Here is a 26,939-nt window from a genome sequence, read left to right on the forward strand (position 1 = left end):
GAGAAAAATTGAACTTTCTTCGGCCGGTACGCGCAAGACGTTGATTTACAAGAAAAGCGACTGGGAAGGATTTTCATGAAAACGCAAAACGCCGCTTGAAAGTGGCGCTTCTCTGGGCTGCGGCCTGGCTATGGTTTGGTCGCAGCCTGCGTTTCGGGCTGCAAATACGGCAAAAAGGCGTTGACCACTTCCGGCGCGTCCGGCTTGGTGCGGGTGCCGATGCTGATCACCTTGCTGGCACCGGGCAAGACCAGATACTTGTGGAAGTTCCACATCGGCGCGTCGTCGGTGGCTGCGATCAAGTCCTTGAACACCGGCTGGGCATCCGCGCCTCTGACATGCCCCTTGCCCGCCATCGGGAAGGTCACACCGTAATTGGCCTGGCAGAACGCGCCGATCTCGCTGTTGCTATCCAGCTCCTGCAGGAAGTCGTTGCTGGGAAAACCCACCACCATCAGTCCGCGCGGACCGTACTGCTTATATAAAGACTCCAACTGGGTGAACTGCGGCGTGAAACCACAATGGCTGGCGGTGTTTACCACCAGCAGCGGCCGATCGGCGTATTGGCACAGGTTTATCTGCCCGCCCATCAGCCCCGGCACGGTATGGTTCAGCAAAGCGGGACAAGCGGCCAGCACGGCCTGCCCCCACAACATCAATACGACTCCCCAGCGTTTCATCGCATCCTCCTTGCCAAACCAGCTGATGGTTCGGCGCTCGCTTGATATAAGAATAGGGCAATGCGCCCATGCATTGCCCTATCGTCTCATATCGCGAAGGCGCACGCCCTCGCCCTGTCATTCCGGCTGGCTGGCGATGTCCGCTCGCACCTTGTCCATATCCAGGTCGCGCAAGCTCTGGATCAACTGTTCGAACTGGCCGGCCATCAGCGCGCCGGCCTGATTGAACACCATCACGCCATCCTTGACCGCGATCAGCGTCGGAATAGAGCGGATATTGAAGTGGGAGGCCAGGTCGCGCTCGGACTCGGTATCGATTTTGCCGAACACGATGTCGCCGTGTTTTTCGGAAGCGGCTTCGAACACCGGGCCGAACATCTTGCAGGGACCGCACCAGGGCGCCCAGAAGTCCAGGATGACCAGCCCTTCTTCCTTCATGCTGGCGTTGAAGTTGTCGGCGGTGAGGTTGATATAGGACATGGCGGCTCTCTTTCTGTGAATCGTTTGGCCCGCCAAGCGGCGGCTGTGTCAGACCAAGATATGAGCGGCCCGGAACCATTGCAAGACATGGCCCTGGTTGTATTTTTCAATCCGCCCGATAGCCACTCAGCCGATGAAGGGCAAAACCAGGTACAACTTGATCACGATGGCGTTGACGATGTCGATGAAGAAGGCCCCCACCATCGGCACCACCAGAAAAGCCAGATGCGACGGGCCGAAACGCTCAGTCACCGCCTGCATATTGGCGATGGCGGTGGGCGTGGCACCCAGGCCGAAGCCGCAATGGCCGGCGGCCAGCACCGCGGCGTCGTAGTTGCGCCCCATCACGCGAAAAGTGACGAACACCGCGTACAGCGCCATCGCCAGCGTCTGCAGCAACAACAAGGAGAAGATAGGCAGCGCCAACGCCGCCAGGTCCCACAAGCGCAGCGACATCAGCGCCAGCGCCAGAAACAGCGACAGGCTGACATTGCCCACCACCGACACCTCGCGCTCGAAAATCCGGTACCAGCCCAGCGCCGACAGGCCATTGCTGATCAGCACGCCGACGAACAGCACGCAGACAAAGGTGGGCAGCTCGAACGCGGTGCCTTTCAGCAGCGAGCCGATGAAGGTGCCTCCCAGCAAACAGACGGCGATCAGAGCCAGCGTCTCGATGAAGGAATGCGGCGTGATCAGCCGTTGCGCGTCCGGTTGCTCGAAGCCGCGCGGGGGAGAGTCGGCATTGTGCTCCGCCCCCGGCGTCTTGACGCGCTTGACCAGAAAGCGCGCCACCGGCCCGCCGATCAGCCCGCCCAGCACCAGGCCGAAGGTGGCGCAAGCCATCGCCAGCTCTGCGGCGGAAGCCAGGCCGTATTTGTCGGCGAAGGTGCCGCTCCAGGCCGCGCCGGTGCCATGGCCGCCGGACAAAGTGGTAGAGCCGGCCAGCAAGCCCATCAGCGGATCCAGACCCAGCGCGCTGGCCACCGCCACGCCGAGCGTGTTCTGCACCAGCAACAACCCCACCACCACACCGAGAAAGATGCCCACCGTCCTGCCGCCCTGTTTCAGGCTAGCCAGATTGGCGGTCAGGCCGATGGCGGCGAAGAAGGCAAGCATCAGCGGCGTTTGCAACGAAGCGTCGAAGCGCACTTCGATGCCGGAAAACTGGCGCCAAGCCAGCAAGGCGGCGGCGACCACCAGGCCGCCGGCCACCGGCTCGGGAATGTTATAGGTGCGCAGCACGCCGGTATGGGCGACCAGTTTGCGGCCCAGCAGCAGGACGAGCGAGGCCGCCACCAGCGTGCCGTAGAAATCGAGTTGGATCATCGGTAGTCCTATTGTCGTTTTCGAGCGAAAACGCGCCGCTGCGCGACGCAGACAAACCGATGAAGCAGGAAGGCATGGAGACGCTCCACATCCCGCCGCTTGCGCGGCGAGGCGGCACGAAGGCCGCCGGCTGGCTGGTCGGCGACTCCATGCGGAAACGCGCTTCCTTATGGGAGCGGAGAAACTGCGGAAAAGTTCGCGTAAAAACTTTTTACAATCAATCAGATGCCGACTCAGGCGCGGCTGATCCGCCAGCACTGGTGGATTTTACGGTTGCGGAAGTCTTCCGGCACCGACTGCCCGCTGACATCCTGAATCTGGTAATCCTGGCTTAAACGATCGTCGAGCTGGAAAGTGCGCAGATTGTTGGAGAAGTACAGCCAGCCGCCCGGCGCCAGAAGCGCCATCGCATAGTCGATCAGCCAGACGTGATCGCGCTGCACATCCAGGATGTCGCGCATCTTCTTGGAATTGGAGAAGGTGGGCGGGTCCATCATGATCAAATCGAAGCGCTTGCCCGTGTCCACAGACTCTTCCAGATACTGGAACGCGTCGGCGCGCACCAGTTTGTGCTTGCCGAGATCCAGCCCGTTCAGCTCAAAGTTCCGGCGCGACCACTCCTGATAGGTATTAGACATGTCCACCGTCTCCGAACTGACCGCTCCGCCGGCGCCGGCATAGACGGTGAAGCTGCCGGTATAGGCGAACAAATTGAGGAAGCGCTTGCCGGCCGCTTCCTCGCGCACCCGCTTGCGGGTGTTGCGGTGATCAAGGAACAGGCCGGTATCCAGATACTGGTCCAGGTTGACGATGAAGCGCTGGCCGAACTCCTCGACCACGAAATCCTCGCCCTCGGCGCCCACTTTCTCGTACTGGCTGACACCCTTCTGCCGGCGGCGGTTCTTCAGCGTGACCGCGGCGGCCGGAATGCCGGTCACCTGCGCGATGGCCGCCACCACCGCGTCTATCCACGCCCGATACTCGTCGTCGCCCATCTCCCAGCCGGTGTCGTACTCCTGCAGATGAACGCGCGATCCATAGATGTCAAGCGCGAACGGGAACTGCGGCACGTCCTTGTCGTAGACGCGCCAGGCGTCCAGCCCCTGCCGGCGCGCCCATTTGGCATAATGCTTGTAGTTCTTGGCCAGACGGTTGGTGAAGGCGCTGACGTCCTGCATGGCGTATCCTCGATTGCTGCAAAACAAACGCGCCAGCCTAGGCTGGCGCGACACGGTGTTCAAACCGGCATTATAAGGCGCTATTGCTCGGAGTACATCGACAGCATCTTGAGATAGACCGGCTCCGGCAGGTACTGGCGAATCACGCTCTCCCAGCCGCGCGGGCCGATCAGCCCCTTGACCATCGTCGACGACACCTCGGCGTATTCGCGCGGCGGCAACAGAAACAGCGTGGTGATGTCCGGATGCAGATCGGAATTGATGTAGCGCATCGTGCGCTCGTACTCGTAGTCGCTGGCAGTGCGGATGCCGCGCACGATGTAGTTGGCGCCGACGCTCTGCGCATAATTCACCAAGAACTGATTTTCGAATACCTCGACCCGCAGCTTGCTGAAACCCGTGGTCACTTCGCGCAGCAGCGCCACCCTTTCCTCGGCGCTGAAGGTGCAGTGCTTGTCCGGATTCACGCCCACGGCGACGATCAGTTCGTCGAACAGCTCCACCGCCTCGCGTATCATCCACAAGTGGCCGTTGGTGACCGGATCAAAGCTGCCGGCATAGACGGCTCGTTTCAATTGACGTTTCCCTTTGGCTTTGATTGTGTTTTCCATGACGACTGTATCTTGCGTTGAGAGGGGTGGTAAAGAATTTTTTGTGCGGCGCGGCAAAATAACGCCGCGCCGCGCAGGCTGTCAAGAAACGGTCACAACTGACAGTTGATCATCCAACTGACGCCGAATTTATCACTAAAGCAGCCGAAAAGCGCGTTCCAAAATGTCTTGTGCAGCGGCAACGTCACCTGGCCGCCTTGGCTCAGCGCGGCGAAAACCTTCTCAGCCGCCGCGGTATCGCCGTCCAGATTGATCGACAGCGAAATCTGCTGGCTGGGCGACGCCGGCCGGTCGGTATCCGAAATCATCAGCGCATTGACGCCAAACACCAGCCGCGCATGCATGATCCAGTTCGGATTGATGTCGCCCATGGACGGCACATCCTTGGGCGCGTCGGCATAGCGCATCAGGATGGCGATTTCGCCATTCAGGGCCTCACGGTAAAAGTTCAGCGCCGCCTCGGCGCGGCCGTCGTTGAAATTCAGATACGGATACACATGCATGGCAAGCCTCCGTTCAGTGATGGGAAGGCCAGTGTACGCCGGGCCTTGATGGCAATGAAACGAAAAAGGCCCGCGGCGCTTTGCGCCGCGGGCCCTGCGATGCCGATTTGGTCTCAGCCGTTGATCTCTTCGGCGCGGTGGCAGGCCACCATGCGCTGGTCCAGCTCGCGCAGCTGCGGCACCTCCGCCTTGCAGCGCTCGTTGGCGTGCGGGCAGCGCTTGTGGAAAGCGCAGCCGGATGGCGGATTCAGCGGGCTGGGCAGCTCGCCTTCGATCTTGATCTTGATGCGGCGATCTTCCGGATGGATGGACGGCGTCGCCGACAGCAGCGCCTGGGTGTACGGGTGCAGCGGCCGTTCATAGACGCGATCCTTGGCGCCCACCTCCACCGCGCGGCCCAGATACATCACCATCAGTTCGTCGGCGACGTGCTCCACCACCGCCAGATTGTGGGAAATGAACACATAGGCGGTGTTGAACTCTTCCTGCAGATCCATGAACAGGTTCAACACCTGCGCTTGGATGGATACGTCGAGCGCCGATGTCGGCTCGTCCGCCACCACGATCTTGGGGTTCAGCATCATCGCGCGGGCGATGGCGATGCGCTGGCGTTGACCGCCGGAGAACATGTGCGGGTAGCGGAAATAGTGCTCCGGGCGCAGGCCTACGCGGGCCATCATCGCCCTGACCTTTTCCTCGCGCTCCTTCGCTGACAGATCGGTATTGATCAGCAAGGGCTCGGACAGCTGGTCGCCGATTTTCTGCCGCGGATTCAAGGAGCCGTACGGGTTCTGGAACACCATCTGCACCTTGCGCCGCATCGCCTTCAGCTCCGCGCCGCTGGCCTTGGCCGCATCCTGGCCGTCCAGGATCAGCGAGCCGGAAGTCGGCTGCTCGATCAGCGTCAGCTGGCGCGCCAGCGTGCTCTTGCCGCAGCCGGACTCGCCCACCACCGCCAGCGTGCGGCCGGCCTCCAGCTCGAACGACACCCCGGCCAGCGCCTTCACCTGCGCCTTGGGCTTGAACAGGCCCTGCGCCACATCGTAGTAACGGGTCAGATCTCCCGCTTGCAAAACCTTAGCCATGCTGCTTCTCCTTGGCCAGCAACGGGTAGTGGCAACGCACCGCGCCATGCTCGTGGGCGGTTAATCCAGGCCGCTGGCCGCGGCAGTTGTCCTGCGCGTACGGGCAGCGCGGCGACAACAGACAGCCGCTGGGCCGGTCATACTGGCCGGGCACGATGCCCGGCAGCGTGGCCAGCCGGCGCGCGCCCTTGCTGTGCTCCGGAATCGACGACAGCAGCGCCTCGGTGTACGGATGGGCGGGATGGCGGAAAATTTCCGGCACCGTGCCCATTTCAGCCACCTGGCCGGCGTACATCACCACCAGCCGCTGCGCGACCTCGGCCACCACGGCCAAGTCGTGGGTGATCAGGATCAGCGCCATGTTCTGGCTCTTCTGCAAGGACACCAGCAGCTCCATGATCTGAGCCTGGATAGTCACGTCGAGCGCGGTGGTCGGCTCGTCGGCGATCAAGAGCTTGGGACTGCAGGCGATGGCCATGGCGATGGCGACGCGCTGGCTCATGCCGCCCGACAGTTGATGCGGATAGGCGTCAAGCCGCGTAGCCGCCGCCGGAATCTCCACCAGCTGCATCAGTTCCAGCGCGCGCGCCTTCAAGGCCGCGCCGCGCAGGCCCTGGTGCACTTTCAGCACCTCCATGATCTGGTAGCCGACGGTGTAGCTGGGATTCAGCGCCGTCATCGGGTCCTGGAAGATCATCGAAATGTCCTTGCCGACGATCTTGCGGCGGCCGCGCGCCGAGATGCTCAGCAGGTCCTTGCCGTCGAAGCTCAGCTCGTCGGCGACGATGCGGCCCTGACCTTCCAACAGGCCCATCATCGCCATCATGGTCACCGACTTGCCGGAGCCGGACTCGCCGACGATGCCGACGATCTCGCCCTGGGCAACGCTCAGCTCCAGCCCTTCCACCGCGCGGAACGGGTTCTTCTCCGATCCAAACTCCACGGACAGGTTTTTGATTTGCAACAGACTCATATTCTTATCCTCAGGCGGCGCGCTTCAGCTTGGGGTCCAGCGCATCGCGCAGGCCGTCGCCCATCAGGTTGATCGCCAGCACCGACAGCAGGATGGTCAGGCCCGGCAGGGTCACCACCCACCAGGCGCTCTCGATGTAGTCGCGGGCCGAGGCCAGCATGGTGCCCCACTCGGCGGTCGGCGGCTGCACGCCCAGGCCCAGGAAGCCCAGCGCGGCGATTTCGAGAATGGCAGAGGAGAAGCTCATGGTGGCGTGCACGATCAGCGGGGCCATGCAGTTGGGCAGCACGGTGACGAACATCAGGCGTCCCAGCCCGGCGCCGGCCACCCGCGAGGCCACCACGTAGTCGCGGTTCAGCTCGGTCATCGCCGAAGCGCGCGTCAGCCGCACATAGGCCGGCAGCGACACGGTGGCGATGGCGATCATCGCATTGGTCAGGCCCGGCCCGAGGATAGCCATGATGGCCACGGCCAGCAGCAAGGACGGCAGCGCCATCATGATGTCCATCAGGCGCATGATGGACGCGCCCAGCGCCTTGGGGAAGAAGGCGGCCAACAGGCCCAGGATCACGCCCGGCACCAGCGCCATCAGCACCGACATCAGGCCGATGAACAGCGACAGCCGCGCGCCGTAGATCAGCCGCGACAGGATGTCGCGGCCCAGCTCGTCGGTGCCGAACAGGAACTGGATGCTGCCGGCGGCCTCCCAGGCCGGCGGCGTCAGCATGTGATCGCGGTACTGCTCGATCGGGCTGTACGGCGCGATGACAGGCGCCAGCAGCGCACAGGCGACGATGAACAGCACGAAGACCAGTCCGGCGACCGCGCCCTTGTTGTGGGAAAAGCCCTGCCAGAACTCCTTCAACGGAGACGGATAGGACAGCGCCAGGTCGGCCGTCTGCGCGGCCGCGGTTTGATTGGTTTGGCTCATGTTGCGTCTCTGCTTACTTGGCGTGACGGATGCGCGGATTGGCGATGCCGTACAGGATGTCGACGACGAAGTTGGTGACGATCACCAGCGTGGCCACCATCAGGATGCCGTTCTGCACCACCGGGTAGTCGCGGCGGGCGATGGCGTCGATCAGCCACTTGCCGATGCCGGGCCAGGAGAAGATGGTTTCGGTCAGCACCGCGCCGCCCATCAGCGTGCCCACCTGCAGGCCGATCACCGTCAGCACCGGGATCAGCGCGTTGCGCAGGGTGTGGATGAAGATGACGCGGGCCGGCGACAGGCCTTTGGCGCGCGCGGTGCGGACGTAGTCCTCGCGCAGCACTTCCAGCATCGACGAGCGGGTCATCCGCGCGATCACCGCCAGCGGGATGGTGCCCAGCACGATGGACGGCAGGATCAGGTGCGACAGCGCGCTCTTGAACGCGCCTGCGTTGCCCTCGGGATCGGCCGCTTCGGCCAGCCAGCTGTCGATCAGCATGAAGCCGGTCTTGGGATGGATGTCGAACATTAGGTCCATCCGGCCGGACACCGGCGTCCACCCCAGCTTGACCGAGAAGAACATGATCAGGATCAGGCCCCACCAGAAGATGGGCATCGAGAAGCCGGTCAGCGAAATGCCCATCACGCCGTGGTCGAATATCGAACCACGCTTGATGGCGGCCAACACGCCAGCCAGCAGCCCCCACACCATGGCGAACAGCAGCGCGGACAGCGCCAGCTCCAGCGTGGCGGGGAACAGGGTCTTGAACTCGGTCCAGACGCTGGTCTTGGTCACCAGCGATTCGCCGAGATTGCCGTGCAGCAGATTGACGACGTAGTCGAAATATTGCGCGTACAGCGGCTTGTCTAGCCCCAGCCGATGCAGCGCTTCGGCGTGCATCTGGGGGTCGAGCGTGCGCTCGCCCACCATCACTTCCACCGGGTCGCCGGGGATCAGGCGGATCAGCGCGAAAGTCAGCAGCGTGATGCCGAAGAAGGTGGGCACCAACAGGCCCAGCCTCCGCAGGATGAATGAAAACATGAAAACCTCTCCCGGACGCGCGCGTGGCGCGGCGCCCTCAGACCTAGACATCGCGTGCAAGGAATCCGAACAGGAAAGGTAGAAACGCAAGACGCGCCGAGAAGGCGCGAAAGAGAGAACCGGGTGCCGGACAGCAGACTGGCAACTAAACCACCCACCAGCATTAGCTGCATCCACTGTCGCGGCAGGAGTGACAATACCAGCGCGCTGTCCCATCCCGCTTGACGCAGGTCAAACCGCCGTCACCGCCGGCCGACCGTCGTCCCATCTCTAACCATTTTCCTGTGCAGACACTGCCATGCCGCCGCGGCCGCCCTCTCTGTCGGAGAACTGTCCTCGACGGCACTTACGCCAGGCGGACGGGGCTTTCGCCCCGCCGCCGATTACGGTTATGCCTGGTTTGAAACCAGGCTTACTTGACGCTGACGCCGTAGAAGGAGTTCAGGCCGAACGGGCTGACCTTGAAGCCCTGCACCGACTTCAGCATTGGCTGATTGACAGTGGAGTGGGCGATGGTGGTCATCGGCACCTGCTGCTTCACGATTTCCTGCGCCTTCATGTACAGCTTGGTGCGCTCGGCGACGTTGGACGTGGCCTTGCCCTTCTGGATCAGGTCTTCGAACGGCTTGTAGCAGAACTTGGAGAAGTTGTTGCCATTCATCGCGTCGCAGCCGAACAGCACGCCCAGCCAGTTGTCCGGATCGCCGTTGTCGCCGGTCCAACCGATCAGCATGGAGTCATGCTCGCCGGCCTTGGCGCGCTTCAGGTACTCGCCCCACTCGTAGGAGGTGATCTTGGCCTTGACGCCGATCTTGGCCCAGTCAGCCTGCACCATTTCCGCCATCAGCTTGGCGTTGGGGTTGTACGGACGCTGAACCGGCATCGCCCACAGCGAGATGTCGAAGCCATTCGGATAGCCGGCCTTGGCCAGCAGCGCCTTGGCCTTGGCCACATCGTACGGCGCGTCCTTCAGGTTCTTGTTGTACGACCACTGGGTCGGCGGCATCGGGTTGGTGGCCGCCTGGCCGGCGCCTTGGTACACCGCCTGCAGGATGGCCTTCTTGTTGATGGCCATGTCCAGCGCCTGGCGCACTTCCAGCTTGTCCAGCGGCTTATGCTTGACGTTGTAGGCCAGGTAGCCCAGGTTGAAGCCGGCCTGGGACATCACGCTCATCTTCGGATCGGCCTTCATCGCGGCGATGTCGGTCGGACGCGGATAGGTGGTGATCTGGCACTCGCCGGCCTTCAGCTTCTGGTAGCGCACCGACGGGTCGGTGGTGATCGCGAACACCAGGTTATCTACCTTCGGGCCGTCGGCCTTGTTCCAGTAGTCCTTGTTGGCGGCGAAGCGGATTTGCGCGTCCTTCTGGTAGCGCTTGAAGACGAACGGGCCGGTGCCCACCGGCTGCTGGTTGATCAGTTGCGGCTTGCCGTCCTTCAGCAGCTTGTCCGCGTATTCGGCGGACTGGATGGAGGCGAAGCTCATCGCCAGGTTCTGCAGGAAGGCGGCATCGACCTTCTTCAGCGAGAACTTGATGGTGTACGGGTCAACTTTCTCCACCTTGACGATGTTGGCGTCCATGCCCATGTCGGTGAAGTAAGGGAATTCAGTCGGATAAGCCTTGCGGAACGCGTTGCCCTTGTTGAGCATGCGGTCGAAGGTGAAGGCCACGTCGTCGGCGTTGAATTCGCGAGTCGGCTTGAAATAGTCGGTGGTCTGGAACTTCACGCCCTTGCGAAGATGGAAGGTGTAGGACAGTCCATCCGAAGACACATCCCATTTCTCGGCCAGACCCGGGATCACCTTAGTGCCGCCGCGCTGGAATTGCACCAGGCGGTTGAACACGGTTTCGGCCGAGGCATCAAAGTCGGTGCCGGAGGTGTACTGGCCCGGGTCGAAGCCCGCCGGGCTGCCCTCGGAACAAAACACCAATGTCCCGGCGGCCTGAGATGCCACGGAAGCCCCAGCGATCGCGCCAGCAAGCAGCAACTTCTTGAAAGTTTGCATAATGTTTCCCTTCCTTTGTACAGACTAATTAGTCTTTTCTGATATTCAACCTGAGCATGTTTAGGTCTCGGCTGGTGGGGGATACATTATTCACAGAGGGCGCTTTTGACAAGCGCCCTCTGACTTTTCATGCGCGATCCGGCTATGACAATTCGTAAACGGAAAGTTAACTACACGCGGCGCAATATGACGGAACCCACGGAATAGCCGGCTCCGAACGAGGAAATGACGCCAACATCGCCAGCGTTCAAATCATGCGAATGAAGATGGAAGGCGATGATGGAACCGGCGGAACTGGTGTTGGCGTAACGGTCCAAAATCACCGGCGCCTCCACCGTATCGGCCTCCCGGCCCAGCACGCGGCGGGCGATCAGCTGGTTCATCGCCAGGTTGGCCTGGTGCAGCCAGAAACGCCGCACGCCTTCCGGCGCGATGTCCAGGCTGCCCAGGTGGCCGACGATGTGCTCGCCCACCATCGGACACACCTCTTTGAACACCTTGCGCCCCTGCTGGACGAACAGCTTGTCGGGCTGGCCGACGCCGGTCTCGTCGCAACGGTTCAGGAAGCCGAAGTTGTTGCGGATGTTGTTGGAGAATACTGTGGCCAACTTGCAGCCCAGCACCTCGAAGCGATGCTCAGAAATGGCCGCGTCGGCGCGCTCCAACACCACAGCGGTGCAGGCGTCGCCGAAGATGAAGTGGCTATCGCGGTCGCGGAAGTTCAGGTGGGCGGAACAGATCTCCGGATTCACCATCAGCACCGCGCGCGCCTGGCCGGCGGCCACCGCGTTGACCGCGGTCTGGATGCCGAACGTCGCCGACGAGCAGGCAACGTTCATGTCGAAGGCGTAGCCATCGATTCCCAATGCCTGCTGCACTTCGATCGCCATCGCCGGATAGGGGCGCTGCATATTGGAGCAGGCGACGATCACCATGTCGATGTCGGCGGCGGCGCGGCCGGCGGCCTCCAGCGCCTGCTTGGCGGCGGCCACGGCCATCTCTGCCTGCACTGACAACTCGTCATTGCCGCGCTCGGGCAAATGGGGCGCCATTCTCGCCGGGTCCAACACGCCGCTCTTGTCCATCAGGAAGCGCTGCTTGATGCCGGAAGCCTTTTCGATGAACTCGGCGCTGGACTCGGCCAGCGGCTCCATTTCGCCGGCGGCGATTTCGGCCGCGCGGGCCTCGTTGCGCTCGCGCACGTAGGCATTGAACGCCTCGACCAGTTCGGCGTTGCCGACCGCGTGGGGAGGGGTGAACAAGCCCGTCCCGCTGATAACAACCTTATGCATCTTTTTATGTCCTCATCCCAATGAGCAGGAACGAAAGCATGGCGGCGAACCCGGCCTTCCTCGGCCCGGCCGGTTGCGCCCGCCGCCACTCGGCGCCCTTGCGGGCGATCTCATGAAAATATTGCAGCGATTTTACACAGCACCCAGCGCGGAGGTGTAAGAAATCCATAGCCTTTAATGGCTTAAACCAAGTAAAATGCTCAACTTTGCGACTTCCGGCGCTAGCTTGCCTCGCCAAATACTTGACTATTTTAGTCGGATATTAGGTATAATCTGAGGCAGAACCACCACCCACCGGAACTGAACATCATGCGCCTTACCACCAAAGGACGTTTTGCCGTCACCGCGATGCTCGATCTCGCGATGCGCGAGGGAGGCGGGCCGGTCACCCTGGCCGGCATCAGCGAGCGCCAGAGCATCTCGCTGTCTTACCTGGAACAGCTGTTCGGCAAGCTCAGACGCGCCGAACTGGTAGACAGCGTGCGCGGTCCCGGCGGCGGCTACACGCTGGCCAAACAAATTTGCGACATCTCCGTGGCCGACATCATCGTCGCCGTGGACGAGCCGGTGGACGCCACCCAGTGCGGCGGGCGCGAGAACTGCCGCGGCAGCCAGCGCTGCATGACCCACGACTTGTGGACCAACCTCAACGTCACCATTTTCGATTACCTCTCCAAGGTAAGCCTCGCCAGCCTGGTGGAAGAGCAACACACCAAAGAGCAGCAAGCCAAGGAGAGCAGCGTCGTGCAGGACAAGCGCGACAGCTGTAGCAGCTCCCGTGCAGCTGCCAGCAGCGCCCTGTGAGCGCATGAAAAATCTTGCGGAGATTAAATAAATGAGCCAGCCCAAGCTACCGATCTATCTTGATTACTCGGCCACCACCCCGGTGGACCCGCGCGTCGCCGAAAAGATGATTCCCTATCTGACCGGCAAGTTCGGCAACCCCGCCTCGCGCAGCCACAGCTTCGGCTGGGAAGCCGAGGAAGCTGTCGAGAACGCGCGCGCCGAAGTGGCCAAGCTGATCGGTGCCGACTCCAAGGAAATCGTCTGGACCTCCGGTGCCACCGAGTCCGACAACCTGGCGATCAAGGGCGCCGCCCAGTTCTACAAGAGCAAGGGCAAGCACATCATCACCGTCAAGACCGAACACAAGGCGGTGCTGGACACCTGTCGCGAGCTGGAGCGCCAAGGCTTCGAAGTCACTTATATGGACGTGCAGGAAAACGGCCTGCTCGACATCGAGGCCTTCAAGGCCGCCATCCGTCCGGACACCATCGTGGTATCGGTGATGTACGTGAACAATGAAATCGGCGTGATCCAAGACATCCCGCAGATCGGCGAGATCTGCCGCGAGAAGGGCATCATCTTCCACGTCGACGCCACCCAGGCGCCGGGCAAGGTCAAGATCGACCTGAATACCCTGAAAGTGGACCTGATGAGCCTGTCCGCGCACAAGGCCTACGGCCCGAAGGGCATCGGCGCGCTGTACGTGCGCCGCAAGCCGCGCGTGCGCCTTGAGGCTCAGATGCACGGCGGCGGCCACGAGCGCGGCTTCCGCTCCGGCACCCTGGCCACCCACCAGATCGTCGGCATGGGCGAAGCCTTCCGCATCGCCCGCGAGGAGATGGACAGCGAAAGCGAGCGCATCCGCATGCTGCGCGACCGTCTGTGGCACGGCATCCAGGACATGGAAGAGGTGTACATCAACGGTGACGCCGATCAGCGCGTGCCGCACAACCTCAACGTCAGCTTCAACTTCGTCGAGGGCGAGAGCCTGATCATGGCCATCAAGGACCTGGCCGTGTCCAGCGGCTCCGCCTGCACCTCCGCCTCGCTGGAGCCGTCCTACGTACTGCGCGCGCTGGGCCGCAACGACGAAATGGCCCACAGCTCGATCCGCTTCACGCTGGGCCGCTTCACCACCGAGGAAGAGATCGACTATGCGATCGCGCTGCTTAAATCCAAGATCGGCAAGCTGCGCGAACTTTCCCCGCTGTGGGAGATGTACAAGGACGGCGTGGATCTGAACAGCGTTCAATGGGCGGCCCACTGAGCCGATAACAGATTACCGGCCGCGGAAACTTTTACAGAAGCCGCGGCCCGCAGGAGAAAAGACATGGCATACAGCGAAAAAGTGTTGGACCACTACGAAAACCCGCGCAACGTCGGCTCGTTCGACAAGGGCGACGACAGCATCGGCACCGGCATGGTCGGCGCGCCGGCCTGTGGCGACGTGATGAAGCTGCAGATCAAGGTGGGCGCGGACGGCGTGATCGAAGACGCCAAGTTCAAGACCTACGGCTGCGGCTCCGCCATCGCCTCCTCGTCGCTGGTGACCGAGTGGGTGAAGGGCAAGTCGCTGGACGAGGCGCTGACGATCAAGAACACCGCCATCGCCGAGGAACTGGCGCTGCCGCCGGTGAAAATCCACTGCTCCATCCTGGCCGAAGACGCGATCAAGGCCGCGGTGGAGGACTATAAGCAGAAACACGGCAAGTAAGCGGAGGCGACAGATGGCACTCACTCTTTCCGAACGCGCCGCCCAGCACGTCGGCGCCTTCCTCGCCAAACGCGGCAAGGGCCTGGGCGTGCGGCTGGGCGTCAAGACCTCCGGCTGCTCCGGCATGGCCTACAAGCTGGAGTTCGTCGATGTCGAGAACGGCGAAGACGTCCGCTTCGAAAGCTACGGCGTGGCCATCTACACCGACGCCAAGAGCCTGGCCTACCTCGACGGCACCGAGCTGGACTACGTGAAGGAAGGTCTGAACGAGGGGTTCCGCTTCAACAACCCCAACGTCAAGAACGAGTGCGGCTGCGGCGAGAGCTTCAACGTCTGACCCGCCGCCGCCCCCGGGGCGGAGCGTTGACGCGCAAGCGCTGATGCTCCGCCTTCGTTATTTCAGTCCCTATGCCTTGGTCCGGACGCATCGATGAACCACGATTTTAACCAGGATTTCTTCAGCCTGTTCGGCCTGCCGCGCCGCTTCGCGATTGATGCGGCCGGCCTAGACGCCGCCTGGCGCGCCGCCGCCGCCCAGGTCCATCCCGACCGCTACGCCGCCAGTTCCGACGCCGAAAAGCGCAGCGCGCTGATGCTGGCCACCCGGGTCAATGAAGCCTACCAGACGCTGAAGTCGCCGCTGAACCGCGCCCGCTACCTGCTGCAGCTGTCCGGCGTGGACACCCAGGAAGAGAACAATACCCGGATGCCGGGCGACTTCCTGATGGCGCAGATGGAATGGCGCGAGGGCATAGACGACGCCCGCGCCGACGTGGACGCGCTGGAGTCGCTGTCGCGCCGTCTGCGCGCCGAGGTCAAGGACCTGCAAGCCGAGCTGGAAACTGCGCTCGACGCCCGCGCCGACTTGGACGCCGCCGCCGTCCTGGTGAGAAAATTGCGCTTCATGGAAAAGCTGGACCAAGAGATCGGCGACGCCATCGGTAACCTGCTGGACTAGCATGCTCGCCTCGACATACCGGCAGGCTTTTCGGCAGCAAATCTGGGCATGGGCACCGGGCATCGGCTACCTGCTGTTCCAGGTATTGGTGTTGCTGCCAAACGTCCACCGGGACGGCGATGGCCCCGGCTGCGGCAATCCGCTGCTGGGAGGCGTGTTTCTGCTTGGCCTGCTCGCGCTGCCGATCGCCAGTTGGAATGCTTACCAGCTGTCCCGCCTCGGCTGGAAGAGCGAGATGGATGAAAGCGCCAACTCACGCGTCACCCGAGCTCGGCACTTGTTCAACCTGGCCTTGAGCGCGCCAGGACTGATTTTGGGTCTTTACATCGTATTCGCCATCCTCTCCGCCGTTTGGCGTTGAGAGGGCTAGCCACTTACATTGACTTGAACTGACATGGCTCTACTGCAAATCGCCGAACCCGGCCTTTCCGCCGCCCCCCACCAGCACCGCCTGGCCGTGGGCATAGACCTGGGCACCACTAACTCGCTGGTGGCCACCGTCCGGAGCGGCTCCGCCGCCGTTCTGCCGGACGAAACCGGCCGCAGCCTGCTGCCGTCGGTGGTGCGCTACGGCGACGAGGGCGTGCTGGCGGTCGGCTACGACGCGCAGAAGGAACAAAACCGCGATCCGCACAACACCATCGTCTCGGTGAAGCGTTTCATGGGCCGCGGCGTCAGCGACATCAAAGACGCCGGCAGCCTGCCCTACCGCTTCGTCGACGCGCCGGGCATGGTGCAGCTGGTCACCCGCGCCGGCGTCAAAAGTCCGGTCGAGGTGTCGTCCGACATCCTGCGCGCGCTGAAAGACCGCGCCGAAGAGAGCCTGGGCGGCGAACTGACCGGCGCGGTGATCACCGTGCCCGCCTACTTCGACGACGCCCAGCGCCAAGCCACCAAGGACGCCGCGCGCCTGGCCGGCCTCAATGTGCTGCGCCTGTTGAACGAACCCACAGCCGCCGCCATCGCCTACGGCCTGGACAACGGCAGCGAAGGCACATACGTCGTATACGATCTAGGGGGCGGCACGCTGGACGTGTCCATCCTGCGGCTGACCCGCGGCGTGTTCGAGGTGCTGGCCACCAGCGGCGACTCCGCGCTGGGCGGCGACGACTTCGACCACCGCGTGTTCTGCTGGCTGCTGGAGCAGGCCGGCGTGACCGCGCCGTCGGCGCACGACATGCGCCTGCTGCACACCCGCGCCCGCGAAGCCAAGGAAGCGCTGACCGACCACGCCAGCACCCGCGTCACCGCCATCCTGTCCGACGGCCAGTCGCTGGATCTGGAGCTGGACCAGGCCACGCTGCACGCCATCACCAAGACGCTGGTCGACAAGACCCTGACGCCGGTGCGCAAGGCGCTGCGCGACGCCAGGATCGCGCCCGAGGACATCCAGGGCGTGGTGATGGTGGGCGGCGCCACCCGCATGCCGCATGTGCAAAAAGCCGTGGCCGACCACTTCGGCCGCGCGCCGCTGACCAATCTCGATCCCGACAAGGTGGTGGCGCTGGGCGCCGCCATCCAGGCCAATGTGCTGGCCGGCAACAAGCAGGACGACGAATGGCTGCTGCTCGACGTGCTGCCGCTGTCGCTGGGCATCGAAACCATGGGCGGCCTGACCGAGAAGATCATCCCGCGCAACAGCACCATCCCGGTGGCGCGCGCGCAGGACTTCACCACCTTCAAGGACGGCCAGACCGCGATGTCCATCCACGTGCTGCAGGGCGAGCGCGAGCTGGTCTCCGATTGCCGCAGCCTGGCCAAATTCACGCTGACCGGCATCCCGCCGATGGTGGCGGGCGCCGCGCGCATCCGCATCACCTTCCAGGTGGACGCCGACGGCCTGCTGTCGGTCACCGCACGCGAGCAGACCTCGGGCGTGGAGTCCAGCATCGAGGTCAAGCCGTCCTACGGCCTGTCCGACGACGAGATCAGCCGCATGCTGACAGACTCCATGGCCAACGTGCAGGAAGACATCGAGGCGCGCAAGCTGCGCGAGGCCATCGTCGACGCCGAAAGCTTGCGCGACGCCACCGTCAACGCGCTGGCGCAGGACGGCGACCTGCTGGATGACGCCGAGCGCGCCGAAGTGGAGGCCGCCGCCGCCGCGGTGGGCGCCGCCATCGCCGAGGGTGTCACCCGCCGCATCAACGAGGCCAGCGCCGCGCTGAACCACGCCACCGAAACCTTCGCCTCCCGCCGCATGGACCGCAACATCCAGCGCGCGTTGAAGGGCCACAAGATTACCGATCTGTAAGGATACGCCATGCCGCGCATCATCGTTTTGCCCCATCCGGACCTATGCCCGGAAGGCGCCGTGATAGACAACGTAGAAACCGGCCAGAGCATCTGCGACGCGCTGCTCGCCCACGACATCGAAATCGAGCACGCCTGTGAGATGTCCTGCGCCTGCACCACCTGCCACTGCATCGTCCGCGAAGGCGGCAACTCGCTGAACGAGGCCGACGAGCTGGAAGAAGACCTGCTGGACAAGGCCTGGGGCCTGGAGGCGCAATCGCGCCTGTCCTGCCAGGCCATCGTCGCCGACGAGGATCTGGTAATCGAGATTCCGAAGTACACGATCAACCACGCCCGCGAACATCATTGATTCCGCCTCTCGGACAGCGCTGCCTTTGTCCTTCTTGCCTCGTCGTGCCGTGTGCACTGACTTCGGCTCGGCTTCGCGGCGCGCCGTCCGATAGACGGAATCTCTCCAGGAGACATCTATGAAATGGACCGACGTTAACGACATCGCCATCGAACTGGCGGACGCCTACCCGGACGTGGATCCGAAGACCGTGCGCTTCGTCGACCTGCACAACTGGGTGGTGGAGCTGCCCGGCTTCGACGACGACCACGCCCGCGGCGGCGAGCGCGTGCTGGAGGCGATCCAGCAGGCGTGGATAGACGAAGCGGAGTGATCGCTTCACGACAAAGGCCCCGTATCCCGGGGCCTTTGTCATGCGGCCGCCGCGGCGCGTGAAAATCGCGCCGACCCGGTTTATCATCGGTAGACACGCGCCGGCCTTCGCCGGCGCTCCGCTACGGAGCCGCCATGTTCACCCTGATCATCGGCAACAAGAATTACTCCCCCTGGTCGCTGCGCCCCTGGCTGCTGCTCAAGATGCTGGACGAGCCGTTCAAGGAGCAGCAGATCGACCTCTACCTGTCCGACAGCAAGGCTCGCATCCTGGCGGCGAATCCGGCCGGCAAGGTGCCGGTGCTGGTGGACGACAAGCTCAGGATATGGGACTCGCTGGCGATCAGCGAATACCTGGCCGAATGCTTCCCCGCAGCCGGGCTGTGGCCCACCGACAGCGCGCTGCGCGCCGTCGCCCGCTCCATCGTCGCCGAAGTCCACTCCGGCTTCGCCGCGCTCAGAGAAAACCTGCCGATGGACATTACGCTGCGCCAGGTGGATTACGAGAGCTCCCCGGCGCTGGAGTCCGACATCGCCCGCGTAATCGCGCTGTGGGAAGAACAGCGCGAACGGCACGTCGCCGACGGCGAGTTCCTGTTCGGCGGCTTCACCATCGCCGACGCCTGCTTCGCGCCGATCTGCACCTGCTTCCAGACCTACAACGTCAGGCTGCCGGAGCGCTCGCAAGCCTATGTCCGCCATATCTTGTCACTGCCCGCCATGCAGGAATGGTATTCGGCGGCGGCCGCGGAAAGCAAACGCCCATTCTGAGTCAGAGAATGTCGCAAAACGGGTGGATCAACGCGCCATAAGTCATTAGAATGGCGCGTTTTTTACATTTTCATTACGTCAAGGACTTCACATGAGCACCCCGTTCATCATTGGCGTTGCCGGCGGCAGCGGCAGCGGAAAAACCACGGTAACCAACAAGGTGCTGGAGACCATTGGTTCCGAGATGGCGGCAGTGATCATCCAAGACTACTACTATCGCGACCAGAGCCACCTGACTTTCGAACAGCGCCTGGGCACCAACTACGACCATCCGCAAGCGTTCGACTGGCCGCTGCTGATCTCCCACATCGACGATCTGCGCAATGGCCGCTCCATCGAGATGCCGGTGTACGATTTCTCCAATCACACCCGCTCCGACAAGACCGTCACCGTGCAGCCGGCGCCGGTGATCGTGATCGAAGGCCTGTTCCCGCTGTACGACGCGGCGCTGCGCGAGATGATGTCGCTGAAGATCTTCGTCGACACCGATTCCGACGTCCGCTTCATCCGCCGCCTGAAACGCGACATCGCCGAGCGCGGCCGCACGATGGAGAACGTGATCGAGCAATACCTGTCCACCGTGCGCCCGATGCACAACCAGTTCATCGAGCCGACCAAGCGCTTCGCCGACGTGATCCTGCCGCACGGCGCCAACGATCCGGCGGTGGACATCATCACCACCAAGGTCGCCAGCCTGATGGTGTGACAGCGCAAGACGCCGAATACGCGAAAGCCGCCCTAGGGCGGCTTTTTGCTTGTCCGGTTGACGCCGCCCGCCCCGCGGACGGACAATCGCCGCTCGCGCCATCCCCGCGCGCGCAATCAAGGAAACACAATGCATACCATCAAACCGCGCAATCCGCTGGCTTGCGCAGCCATCCTGAAAAAGGGAGGCGCCCACGGCCGCAGCCGATCCGGCCTGCGCCAATCTCAGAAACACTCGCTCTGGGCGGAACTGGAAGACTGGCGCGAAGAGCGCGACCGGCAGCCGATGGCCGCCAACCGCGGCCAGGACGCCGACGAGGCGTTTTTCTCCGCCGAGTATCCAAAAGCAACAGGCCATCATCCGATGGCCTGTTGCTTTTGGGCGCTTGTCCGCTAACAATTCCGCACACTCCGTTTACACAACGCCACAAGCGCTGCCCGTAAAATAGAGGGCGTCTCAATCGGGAATGTCGCCATGAAATGGATAAGCACTGCCCTGCTGCTGCTATCGCTCGCCGGCTGCGGCAGCATGGGCCTGAAAAAGCCTGAAGTCAGCCTCAGCAATATCGAGCCGGGCAGCAGCACGCTGTTCGAGCAGAACTTCGCGGTGACGCTGCGCGTCGCCAACCCCAACCCCATCCCGCTGAACGCCAGCGGCGTCGACTTCGAACTGATGCTGGGCGGCGAAAAACTGGGCGGCGGCAGCAGCAACCAGCCGTTGTCCATTCCCTCGCGCGGCGAAGGCGCGGTCACGCTGCAGGTGCATACCTCGCTCGCCGCCTGGATACGGCAGCTGGCCAACTGGCAGCAGCTGCCCGGCGGCAAGCTGAACTACGAGCTGCGCGGCCAGCTGCACGGCCTGGGCGGCTTCAAGGACCTGCCCTTCGACAACAAGGGCGAGTGGCAGCTGCCCAAGCGCTGATCACTGTTGCTCCACCGCCAGGCAATTGTTGCCGTCGAAGCTTACGCTCAGCACTTCCTTGGTCTTCTTGTCGATGACGAAGTTGGTGGTGCATTCGTAGTGTACGGTGCCGCCGCCGGTCACGCCGTTGCTGACCCAGCGTCCCGGGGTTTCCACCACCCGGGACTGCCCGTCCTTGTCGGTCATCGTCAGCTTGGTGCCCGGCTCGTAGCGGGTGTTCTCCTGCAGCGGCCGCTGCTCGGTGCTTTCCTTCACATAGGTGTACAGGCTGTTGCCGTTGGGCATCTGCATGGTCTTGGTCGGCGCGCCCCACTGCGCCAGCAACTCGTTGACGTCGCGGCCCTGCCAGCGGTACACCTTCTGCGCATAGCCCTGCTGGGTGGGAAACATCGCGCAGCCGGCCAGGCTCAGCGCCAGCAACGGCAAGCATAACTTCTTCATCATTAGTCTTTTCCGATTGATAACGTTGCGACATTCTCGCGTCTGGGCAATAAAAACGCCAGCCCGTGGGCTGGCGTCAGCGCAAGGAAACAGCCGCGGTTTACAATTTGAAGCGGCTGAAAGCCTGCCGCATGCCGCGCGCCACCCCGTCCAGCGTGCTCAAGGTTCGCTGCGCGCTCTGCAGCGCCGCGTCGGAATCCAAGATCTTGTTGTTGATCGACTCGGTGCTCTGCGCCATCGCGGTGGTGGCGTTATGCTGCTCGCCGGTGGACAGCGCCACGTCGCCGATCTTCTCCACCACCAGCCTCATCGCGCGGGTGATGTCCACCAGGCGCTCGCGCGCCAGCTCGGTCTGCGCCGCGCTGCCGTCCACCGCGCCGATGGTGCTGTCCATATTGCCGACAGCCTTGCCGGTCTCGGCCAGGATGTTCTGCACCATGTCGCCGATCTCGACGGTGGCGCTGCCGGTGCGTTCGGCCAGCTTGCGCACTTCATCGGCCACCACGGCGAAGCCTCGGCCCTGCTCCCCGGCGCGCGCGGCTTCGATCGCCGCGTTCAGCGCCAGCAGATTGGTCTGGTCGGCGATGTCGCGGATCACGCCGGTGATCTTGGAGATTTCCTGCGAGCGCTGTTGCAGCGAGGCCAGCAGCGCCGACAGCTCGCCGACGGATTGGCTGGTGCGCGCCATTTCGCCGCTGATGCGCTGCAGCTCCTCGGCGCTAGCTTGGGAATTGGCGCCGGTGTCGCGCGCCAACTCGTCGGTTTCGCGGGTGGCGTCGGCGATGTGGGAAATGCTCACCGTCACCTGCTCGATCGCCGCGGCGTTGGAGCTGGAGATGTCGGCCAGCATGTGTGAGTCCTCGGCCAGCCGCGCCACATCGGCGCCGACGGCGATCACGCCCTGGGCCAGTTGCTCGGCCTCGGAGCGCAGCTCGCGGAACATGCCGTTCAAGCGGCCGACGAACTGGTTGAACGCTTCGGCCATCTGCGCCACTTCATCGCAGCCCTCGGCCTCGATGCGGCGGGTCAGGTCGCCTTCGCCCTGGGCTATTTCGCGCAGCGCGTCGCGAACCTGGAACAGGCCGCGCAACAAACGGCGCAGGTAGGCGCCTGCCAGCAGTTGGGTGACGGCCAACGCGGCCAGCAGCGACAGCGCCATCGACACCATCATCTTCCGCAGCGGCGCGTCCAGCAGCTCGCGGTCCACCACCACGCCCAGCACCCAGTCGCTGCCCTCGACCGAGCTCAGCCGCAGCAGGCGGCTCGCGCCGTCCAGCTCCACCGTCGCCAGTTCAGGCTTGTCCAGCAGGCCGGAGATGCGGGCCGCGTCCATGCCCGGCATCAACTCGGACAAGGGCTTGAGCGCGGTGTCGGCCTTGGGATAGGCGATCAGCTTGCCGTCCTTGCCCATCAGGAACACGAAGCCGTTGCCCGGCAAGGATACCGACAGCACCGATTTCACCAGCTGGCCGATGGCGATGTCGCCGCCGACCACCTTGTTGCCGGCCGGCAAGGCCTGAGCCAGCGTGATCACCAGGTCCTTGATCGACGCGCTGGCGGGCTTGTAAGGCGCGGTGACGATCACGCCGCCTTGCACCTTGGCCGCCTTGAACCAGGCGCGCGAGGCCGGATCGTAGTCAGGACTGGGCTTCTGCTTGCCCGGAATGGAATAGACCATGCCTTTGTTGTCGCCGTCGCCGACGAAGATCTGGGCATAGCCGCCGGCTTCGGCCAGCTGTTGCAGATACAGGGTAGGGTCGGTCTCGCCGCCGTGGCGGACGGCGCTGGCGATGATCTGCTTGCGCTGCTCCAGCCAGGATGAGACGAAACGCTGCTGGCCGGTGATGGCCAAGTCCAGCTGGGCGGATACGCCGGCGGACAGGTTGTCGCGGAATTGGAAATAGGCGCTGACGGCGGTGCTCAGCGTGGCCACCAGCATGGCCAGCGCCAGCAACAGGGCAATCTTGCTTCGTATGGATTTCATGGCAATCGACTTGTAGCTTCTCTCTCGTTGCCAATCCTCCGGACAGCAAAAAGGGCGTCGACGACGCCCTTTGTGTTCCGCCGACTCGCGTCGGCGCATGCCGTTCATCACGGCTTGTAAGGATTGGCGCTTATTCAGACCGGGTGGATTGTAAACAACGTTTACAAGCACGGGGATGATGCGCCAATCGATTATGCAAATGGTTTTGATTTTGCTGAAAAAAACCATCCAAACCATGGCTTTTTCGCCACACCGGCATGCCGGCGCGGCGAAACCGCTTACAGCTTGAAGCGGCCGAACGCGCCCTGCATATTGTGGGCCAGCTGCTTCAGCGACTCCAGCGTCTGCATCGCGCCTTGCAGCGCGGCATCGGAATCCAGGATTTGGTTATTGATGGACTCGGTGCTCTGCGCCATCGCCGTGGTGGCGTTGTGCTGCTCGCTGGTGGACAAGGCCACGTCGCCGATCTTGTCTATCACTTGCTGCATCGCGTCGCTGATGGCGATCAGACGGCCGCGCGCCTGGCTGGTCAGCTCCACGCTGGTATCCACCGCGCCGACGGTGCGCTGCATATTGCCCACCGCCTTGCCGGTCTCGCTCAGGATGTTTTCCACCATCTCGCTGATTTCCACCGTCGCCTTGCCGGTGCGCTCGGCCAGCTTGCGCACTTCGTCGGCCACCACCGCGAAGCCGCGGCCCTGCTCGCCGGCACGGGCCGCTTCGATCGCCGCGTTCAGCGCCAACAAATTGGTCTGGTCGGCGATATCGCTGATCACATTGGTGATCTTGGAGATTTCCTGCGAACGCTGCTCCAGCGAAGCCAACAGCGCCGACAACTCGCTCACCGACTGGCTGGTCTGCTCCATTTCGTTGCTGATGCGCTGCATGTCGCCGGCGCTCTCGCGGGAGTGTTCGCCGGTATTGCGCGCCAGCGAATCGGTTTCGCGGGTGGCGTCGGCGATGTGCGAGATGCTGACGGTCACTTCCTCGATCGCCGCGGCGTTGGAGCTGGAAATGTCGGCCAGGCGATGGGAGTCCGCCGCCACTTGCTTCACCGCGCCGCCCACCTCGATCACGCCGTGCGCCAGTTGGTCGGCCTCGCCGCGCAGCTCGCGGAACATGCCGTTCAGACGGCCGACGAACTGGTTGAACGCCTCGGCGGTTTGCGCCACTTCGTCTTCGCCGTGGATCTCGATGCGGCGGGTCAGATCGCCCTCGCCCTGCGAGATTTCATGCATCGCGTCGCGCACCTGGATCAGGCCGCGCAGCAGACGGGTCAGGTAGCCGGAGCTCAGCGCCACCAGCACCAGCAGCACGATGGCCACGCCGCCGGAGATCAGCCAGATCAGCTGGGTCACCGGCGCCAGCACCGCTTCCTCGTCGGCGGCCACGCCCATCACCCAATCGGTGTTGGCCACCGGCTTCAGCGTCACCAGGAAGGTGCGTCCGTCGATGTCCAGCGGGGCGACGTCGCCGCTGCCTAGCAATTGCTGGAAGCGGTTGTCGTCCAGGCCCGGAATCAGCTCGTTGATCGGGCGCAGCTCCTGGCCCGGCTTGGGATAAGCGATCACCTTGCCCTGGCGGGTCAACAGGAAGGCATGGCCGTCGCCGGCCAGCTTGATGTCCAGCACCGACTTCACCAGCTTGTCGATCAGGATGTCGCCGCCGACCACGATCTCCTGGCCCTGGGCCTTATCGGCGATGGTGATCACCAGCTTGTCCTTGGTCTCGGGCTCGGAATCCTTGTACGGATCGGTGACGATCACGCCGCCCTGCGCCTTGGCCTGCTGGTACCACGGGCGCTGCGACGGCTGGTAGTCAGCGCTCGGCTTTGGACGGCCCGGCACCGAGTAGAACATCTCGCCGCTGTCGCCGTGGCCGGCGTAGATGATGTTGAAGCCGCCGCCCTTGGCGATCTGCTGCAGATAGTAGCTGGCTTGCGGGTCGCCGGCGCGGGACAGGCTGGCGGTGATCAGGTTCTTGCGCACGGTCAGCCACTCCGACACCAGTCCGCCCTGCAGTTGCAGAACCTGGGTGACCTCGCGCTTGGCTTCGTCGTAGGCGTGATTGCGAATGTTGAGGCAGGCGATGACTGTCACGCTGATCGTGGCGACCAGGATGGACACCGCCGTCAACAAGATGAGCTTGTGTCGGATGGAGCGCATGATAATGATAAGCCGATGCTGATAAAAGCTTTATTATCCGTCATATCAGCTGGCACGCATTGTTAAAAATCACATACCATTTAAATACTTGCAGCAAATTTAAATCAAACCGCGCTTAATCCTGCCTCTTCCTGCCCGCCGCGCCATGCCGCCGTCTGCCGCAGCAATAACGCGTGGATGAATTGCCGCAACGGGTCGGCGTCGCAGCGCGGATGCCAGACATGCTCGACGGCGATCTCCAGCGCCGCGTCGGCCACCGGCCGCAGCGTCAGGCCGCCCGCCTCCGCTCTCAATACCCGGCCGATCAACTCCGGCAGCACCGCCACTGCCGGCAAACGCTCCAGCAGCAAGGGAATCGCCAGCAAGCTGGCGGTGGAGGCGATCACCCGCCGCGCCTGGCCATGCGCGGCCAGATAGTCGTCCACCAGGCTGGCGCTGTTGCCGATATAGGATGTGTACAAATGCGGCGGTTTCGCCAACGCCTCCGCGTCCAGCGCGTCCGGCAATGCCAGCCTGCCGGCGTGGTGCGCGCAGACGAAGCGGCTGCGGAATAGGGCTTGCCGCGACAACCGCGCGGACCGCGCCGGGAAATGGCCGATGGCGCAGTCTATCCGCCGCGCTTCCAGCGCCGCCTCGGCCTCGCCAGCCGCCATCGCCGCCACCTCCAGCCGCAGGCCGGGCGCCTGGCTCTGCAAGGCCGCGATCAGGTCCGGCAACAAGGCCGCCTCCAGCAAGTCCGGCATCGCCAGCCGATAAACGCCATCCAGCGCGGCCGGATCGAAAAGCGGCGGCGCCGGCAGCAGCGCCTCGGCGTAAGGCGTGGCGGTCAGCCCGCGGCCGTCGCGGCACAGCAAGGGGTCGCCGCACTGTTCGCGCAGCTTCTTCAGAATGTGGCTGACCGCCGGCTGGCCCAGGCACAGCAAATCGGCGCTGCGGCTGACGCTACGGGTGCTGAGCAGAGCGTGCAAGGCCACCAGACTGTTCAGATCCAGCCGCCGCAGTTTCAGCGCGTCAATATCATTCACAGTAATATATCCAATGAAAAACATCGATTTTATTAAATCATAAGCGCTTTCTACACTGGCGGCATCCCCCACCACCGGTATGCCGCGCATGCACGCTTTTTCCCATCAACCCCATTGGAGCCGGCTGGCGGCGATCGCCCTGCTCGCCTGGCTGGAATTCCTGCAGAACGGCCTGCTCAACTGCGCCTCGTCGCAGGTGATGGGCAGCGTCGGCGCCGGGCCGGAAGAGTTCAGCCAGGCGGCGATGGCTTACGCGCTGTGCGCGGTGGTGGCGCTGTTCAATCATCAATGGTGCGTCGAGCGCTTCGGCTCGCGCCGCCATCTGCAAGCCTCCATCCTGCTGTTCGCGCTGGGCGCGCTGCTCGCCGGCGCCGCCGCGTCTCCGGCGGCCTTCATCGCCGGCCGCGCGGTGCAGGGTTTGGGCGGCGCCGCCTTCTTC

The 26,939-nt window shown here is 63.4% G+C and carries 30 protein-coding genes; 14 read left to right on the plus strand and 16 right to left on the minus strand.

Translation table 11 applies throughout. The features are described 5' to 3' along the window. Positions 1 to 128: 128 nt before the first annotated feature. From LQR33_RS21680 to LQR33_RS21735, 12 genes are all read right to left on the minus strand, one after another. Entirely contained in the window at positions 129 to 680 is a 552-nt protein-coding gene (locus tag LQR33_RS21680) for a glutathione peroxidase (protein WP_031296767.1), read from the minus strand. Positions 681 to 797: 117 nt separating this feature from the next. Further along, on the minus strand, positions 798 to 1,160 hold the full coding sequence (gene trxA, locus LQR33_RS21685) for a thioredoxin (protein WP_166441328.1): 363 nt from the start codon (positions 1,158 to 1,160) through the stop codon (positions 798 to 800). A gap of 126 nt (positions 1,161 to 1,286) precedes the next feature. Then, a complete protein-coding gene (gene gltS / locus LQR33_RS21690) occupies positions 1,287 to 2,489 on the minus strand; it encodes a sodium/glutamate symporter (protein ID WP_231470387.1) in 1,203 nt (400 codons plus the stop codon). Positions 2,490 to 2,722: 233 nt separating this feature from the next. Then, positions 2,723 to 3,667 carry a class I SAM-dependent methyltransferase gene (locus LQR33_RS21695; protein ID WP_231179525.1) on the minus strand — a complete coding sequence of 315 codons (945 nt, stop codon included), beginning with the start codon at positions 3,665 to 3,667 and terminating at the stop codon, positions 2,723 to 2,725. 80 nt (positions 3,668 to 3,747) lie between these two features. After that, complete coding sequence (gene coaD, locus LQR33_RS21700; RefSeq protein WP_043149269.1) at positions 3,748 to 4,278, minus strand: pantetheine-phosphate adenylyltransferase; 531 nt, start codon at positions 4,276 to 4,278, stop codon at positions 3,748 to 3,750. Positions 4,279 to 4,370: 92 nt separating this feature from the next. Then, positions 4,371 to 4,781, minus strand: coding sequence for a VOC family protein (locus LQR33_RS21705; RefSeq protein ID WP_231470389.1), 411 nt, complete (start codon positions 4,779 to 4,781; stop codon positions 4,371 to 4,373). Positions 4,782 to 4,894: 113 nt separating this feature from the next. Next, the gene (locus LQR33_RS21710; protein WP_031296764.1) at positions 4,895 to 5,866 is read right to left on the minus strand and encodes a peptide ABC transporter ATP-binding protein; all 972 of its coding nucleotides are present in this window, start codon (positions 5,864 to 5,866) and stop codon (positions 4,895 to 4,897) included. Next, on the minus strand, positions 5,859 to 6,839 hold the full coding sequence (locus LQR33_RS21715; RefSeq protein ID WP_031296763.1) for an ABC transporter ATP-binding protein: 981 nt from the start codon (positions 6,837 to 6,839) through the stop codon (positions 5,859 to 5,861). The genes LQR33_RS21710 and LQR33_RS21715 overlap by 8 nt, the downstream gene beginning before the upstream one ends. A 10-nt stretch (positions 6,840 to 6,849) precedes the next feature. Then, on the minus strand, positions 6,850 to 7,770 hold the full coding sequence (locus tag LQR33_RS21720; RefSeq protein WP_166441323.1) for an ABC transporter permease subunit: 921 nt from the start codon (positions 7,768 to 7,770) through the stop codon (positions 6,850 to 6,852). A gap of 13 nt (positions 7,771 to 7,783) precedes the next feature. Further along, the gene (locus tag LQR33_RS21725) at positions 7,784 to 8,812 is read right to left on the minus strand and encodes an ABC transporter permease subunit (protein ID WP_021478305.1); all 1,029 of its coding nucleotides are present in this window, start codon (positions 8,810 to 8,812) and stop codon (positions 7,784 to 7,786) included. A 412-nt stretch (positions 8,813 to 9,224) separates the two neighbouring features. Then, the gene (locus LQR33_RS21730; RefSeq protein WP_166441322.1) at positions 9,225 to 10,820 is read right to left on the minus strand and encodes an ABC transporter substrate-binding protein; all 1,596 of its coding nucleotides are present in this window, start codon (positions 10,818 to 10,820) and stop codon (positions 9,225 to 9,227) included. Positions 10,821 to 10,990: 170 nt separating this feature from the next. Beyond that, entirely contained in the window at positions 10,991 to 12,112 is a 1,122-nt protein-coding gene (locus tag LQR33_RS21735) for a beta-ketoacyl-ACP synthase III (protein WP_231179521.1), read from the minus strand. Positions 12,113 to 12,421: 309 nt separating this feature from the next. On the opposite strand from LQR33_RS21735, the gene iscR reads away from it, so the two are divergent. The 13 genes from iscR to LQR33_RS21800 all read left to right on the plus strand — a co-directional run bounded on the left by iscR (position 12,422) and on the right by LQR33_RS21800 (position 20,885). After that, a complete protein-coding gene (iscR, locus tag LQR33_RS21740; protein WP_166441320.1) occupies positions 12,422 to 12,916 on the plus strand; it encodes a Fe-S cluster assembly transcriptional regulator IscR in 495 nt (164 codons plus the stop codon). 31 nt (positions 12,917 to 12,947) lie between these two features. Further along, complete coding sequence (locus LQR33_RS21745) at positions 12,948 to 14,165, plus strand: IscS subfamily cysteine desulfurase (RefSeq protein WP_221664605.1); 1,218 nt, start codon at positions 12,948 to 12,950, stop codon at positions 14,163 to 14,165. 63 nt (positions 14,166 to 14,228) lie between these two features. Then, positions 14,229 to 14,612, plus strand: a complete 384-nt coding sequence (gene iscU / locus LQR33_RS21750) for a Fe-S cluster assembly scaffold IscU (RefSeq protein ID WP_021478299.1) — start codon at positions 14,229 to 14,231, stop codon at positions 14,610 to 14,612. Between the two features lie 13 nt (positions 14,613 to 14,625). After that, on the plus strand, positions 14,626 to 14,949 hold the full coding sequence (iscA, locus tag LQR33_RS21755; RefSeq protein ID WP_070980833.1) for an iron-sulfur cluster assembly protein IscA: 324 nt from the start codon (positions 14,626 to 14,628) through the stop codon (positions 14,947 to 14,949). A 93-nt stretch (positions 14,950 to 15,042) separates the two neighbouring features. Continuing rightward, complete coding sequence (gene hscB / locus LQR33_RS21760) at positions 15,043 to 15,570, plus strand: Fe-S protein assembly co-chaperone HscB (RefSeq protein ID WP_166441318.1); 528 nt, start codon at positions 15,043 to 15,045, stop codon at positions 15,568 to 15,570. Between the two features lies 1 nt (position 15,571). Next, on the plus strand, positions 15,572 to 15,931 hold the full coding sequence (locus LQR33_RS21765) for a hypothetical protein (protein ID WP_231470391.1): 360 nt from the start codon (positions 15,572 to 15,574) through the stop codon (positions 15,929 to 15,931). 33 nt (positions 15,932 to 15,964) lie between these two features. After that, positions 15,965 to 17,824 carry a Fe-S protein assembly chaperone HscA gene (gene hscA / locus LQR33_RS21770; protein ID WP_221664607.1) on the plus strand — a complete coding sequence of 620 codons (1,860 nt, stop codon included), beginning with the start codon at positions 15,965 to 15,967 and terminating at the stop codon, positions 17,822 to 17,824. A gap of 9 nt (positions 17,825 to 17,833) precedes the next feature. Next, positions 17,834 to 18,175 (plus strand): ISC system 2Fe-2S type ferredoxin, encoded by a 342-nt coding sequence (fdx, locus tag LQR33_RS21775; RefSeq protein WP_021478295.1) that lies wholly within the window; start codon positions 17,834 to 17,836, stop codon positions 18,173 to 18,175. Between the two features lie 118 nt (positions 18,176 to 18,293). Continuing rightward, entirely contained in the window at positions 18,294 to 18,488 is a 195-nt protein-coding gene (gene iscX / locus LQR33_RS21780; RefSeq protein WP_046155342.1) for a Fe-S cluster assembly protein IscX, read from the plus strand. A 134-nt stretch (positions 18,489 to 18,622) separates the two neighbouring features. Further along, positions 18,623 to 19,258 (plus strand): glutathione S-transferase family protein, encoded by a 636-nt coding sequence (locus LQR33_RS21785; protein ID WP_231470393.1) that lies wholly within the window; start codon positions 18,623 to 18,625, stop codon positions 19,256 to 19,258. A gap of 91 nt (positions 19,259 to 19,349) precedes the next feature. Further along, positions 19,350 to 19,964 (plus strand): uridine kinase, encoded by a 615-nt coding sequence (gene udk, locus LQR33_RS21790; RefSeq protein WP_021478292.1) that lies wholly within the window; start codon positions 19,350 to 19,352, stop codon positions 19,962 to 19,964. Positions 19,965 to 20,093: 129 nt separating this feature from the next. Further along, entirely contained in the window at positions 20,094 to 20,360 is a 267-nt protein-coding gene (locus LQR33_RS21795) for a hypothetical protein (RefSeq protein WP_221668806.1), read from the plus strand. Positions 20,361 to 20,438: 78 nt separating this feature from the next. Further along, the gene (locus tag LQR33_RS21800; RefSeq protein WP_021478290.1) at positions 20,439 to 20,885 is read left to right on the plus strand and encodes an LEA/WHy family protein; all 447 of its coding nucleotides are present in this window, start codon (positions 20,439 to 20,441) and stop codon (positions 20,883 to 20,885) included. On the opposite strand, the gene LQR33_RS21805 is transcribed toward LQR33_RS21800, so the two are convergent. The 4 genes from LQR33_RS21805 to LQR33_RS21820 all read right to left on the minus strand — a co-directional run bounded on the left by LQR33_RS21805 (position 20,886) and on the right by LQR33_RS21820 (position 26,500). Further along, on the minus strand, positions 20,886 to 21,329 hold the full coding sequence (locus LQR33_RS21805) for a hypothetical protein (protein WP_231179512.1): 444 nt from the start codon (positions 21,327 to 21,329) through the stop codon (positions 20,886 to 20,888). 97 nt (positions 21,330 to 21,426) lie between these two features. Beyond that, on the minus strand, positions 21,427 to 23,310 hold the full coding sequence (locus tag LQR33_RS21810) for a methyl-accepting chemotaxis protein (protein ID WP_231470394.1): 1,884 nt from the start codon (positions 23,308 to 23,310) through the stop codon (positions 21,427 to 21,429). A 278-nt stretch (positions 23,311 to 23,588) separates the two neighbouring features. Beyond that, the gene (locus tag LQR33_RS21815) at positions 23,589 to 25,475 is read right to left on the minus strand and encodes a methyl-accepting chemotaxis protein (RefSeq protein ID WP_231470395.1); all 1,887 of its coding nucleotides are present in this window, start codon (positions 25,473 to 25,475) and stop codon (positions 23,589 to 23,591) included. 104 nt (positions 25,476 to 25,579) lie between these two features. Beyond that, a complete protein-coding gene (locus tag LQR33_RS21820; protein WP_231470396.1) occupies positions 25,580 to 26,500 on the minus strand; it encodes a LysR family transcriptional regulator in 921 nt (306 codons plus the stop codon). Between the two features lie 88 nt (positions 26,501 to 26,588). Between LQR33_RS21820 and LQR33_RS21825 the strand changes: the two genes are divergently transcribed. Further along, positions 26,589 to 26,939 (plus strand): MFS transporter (locus tag LQR33_RS21825; protein ID WP_231470397.1); only part of this gene is annotated, 351 nt, incomplete at its 3' end.

It is taken from the genome of Chromobacterium piscinae (assembly GCF_021129175.1).
GTDB classification, from domain to species: Bacteria; Pseudomonadota; Gammaproteobacteria; order Burkholderiales; family Chromobacteriaceae; genus Chromobacterium; species Chromobacterium piscinae.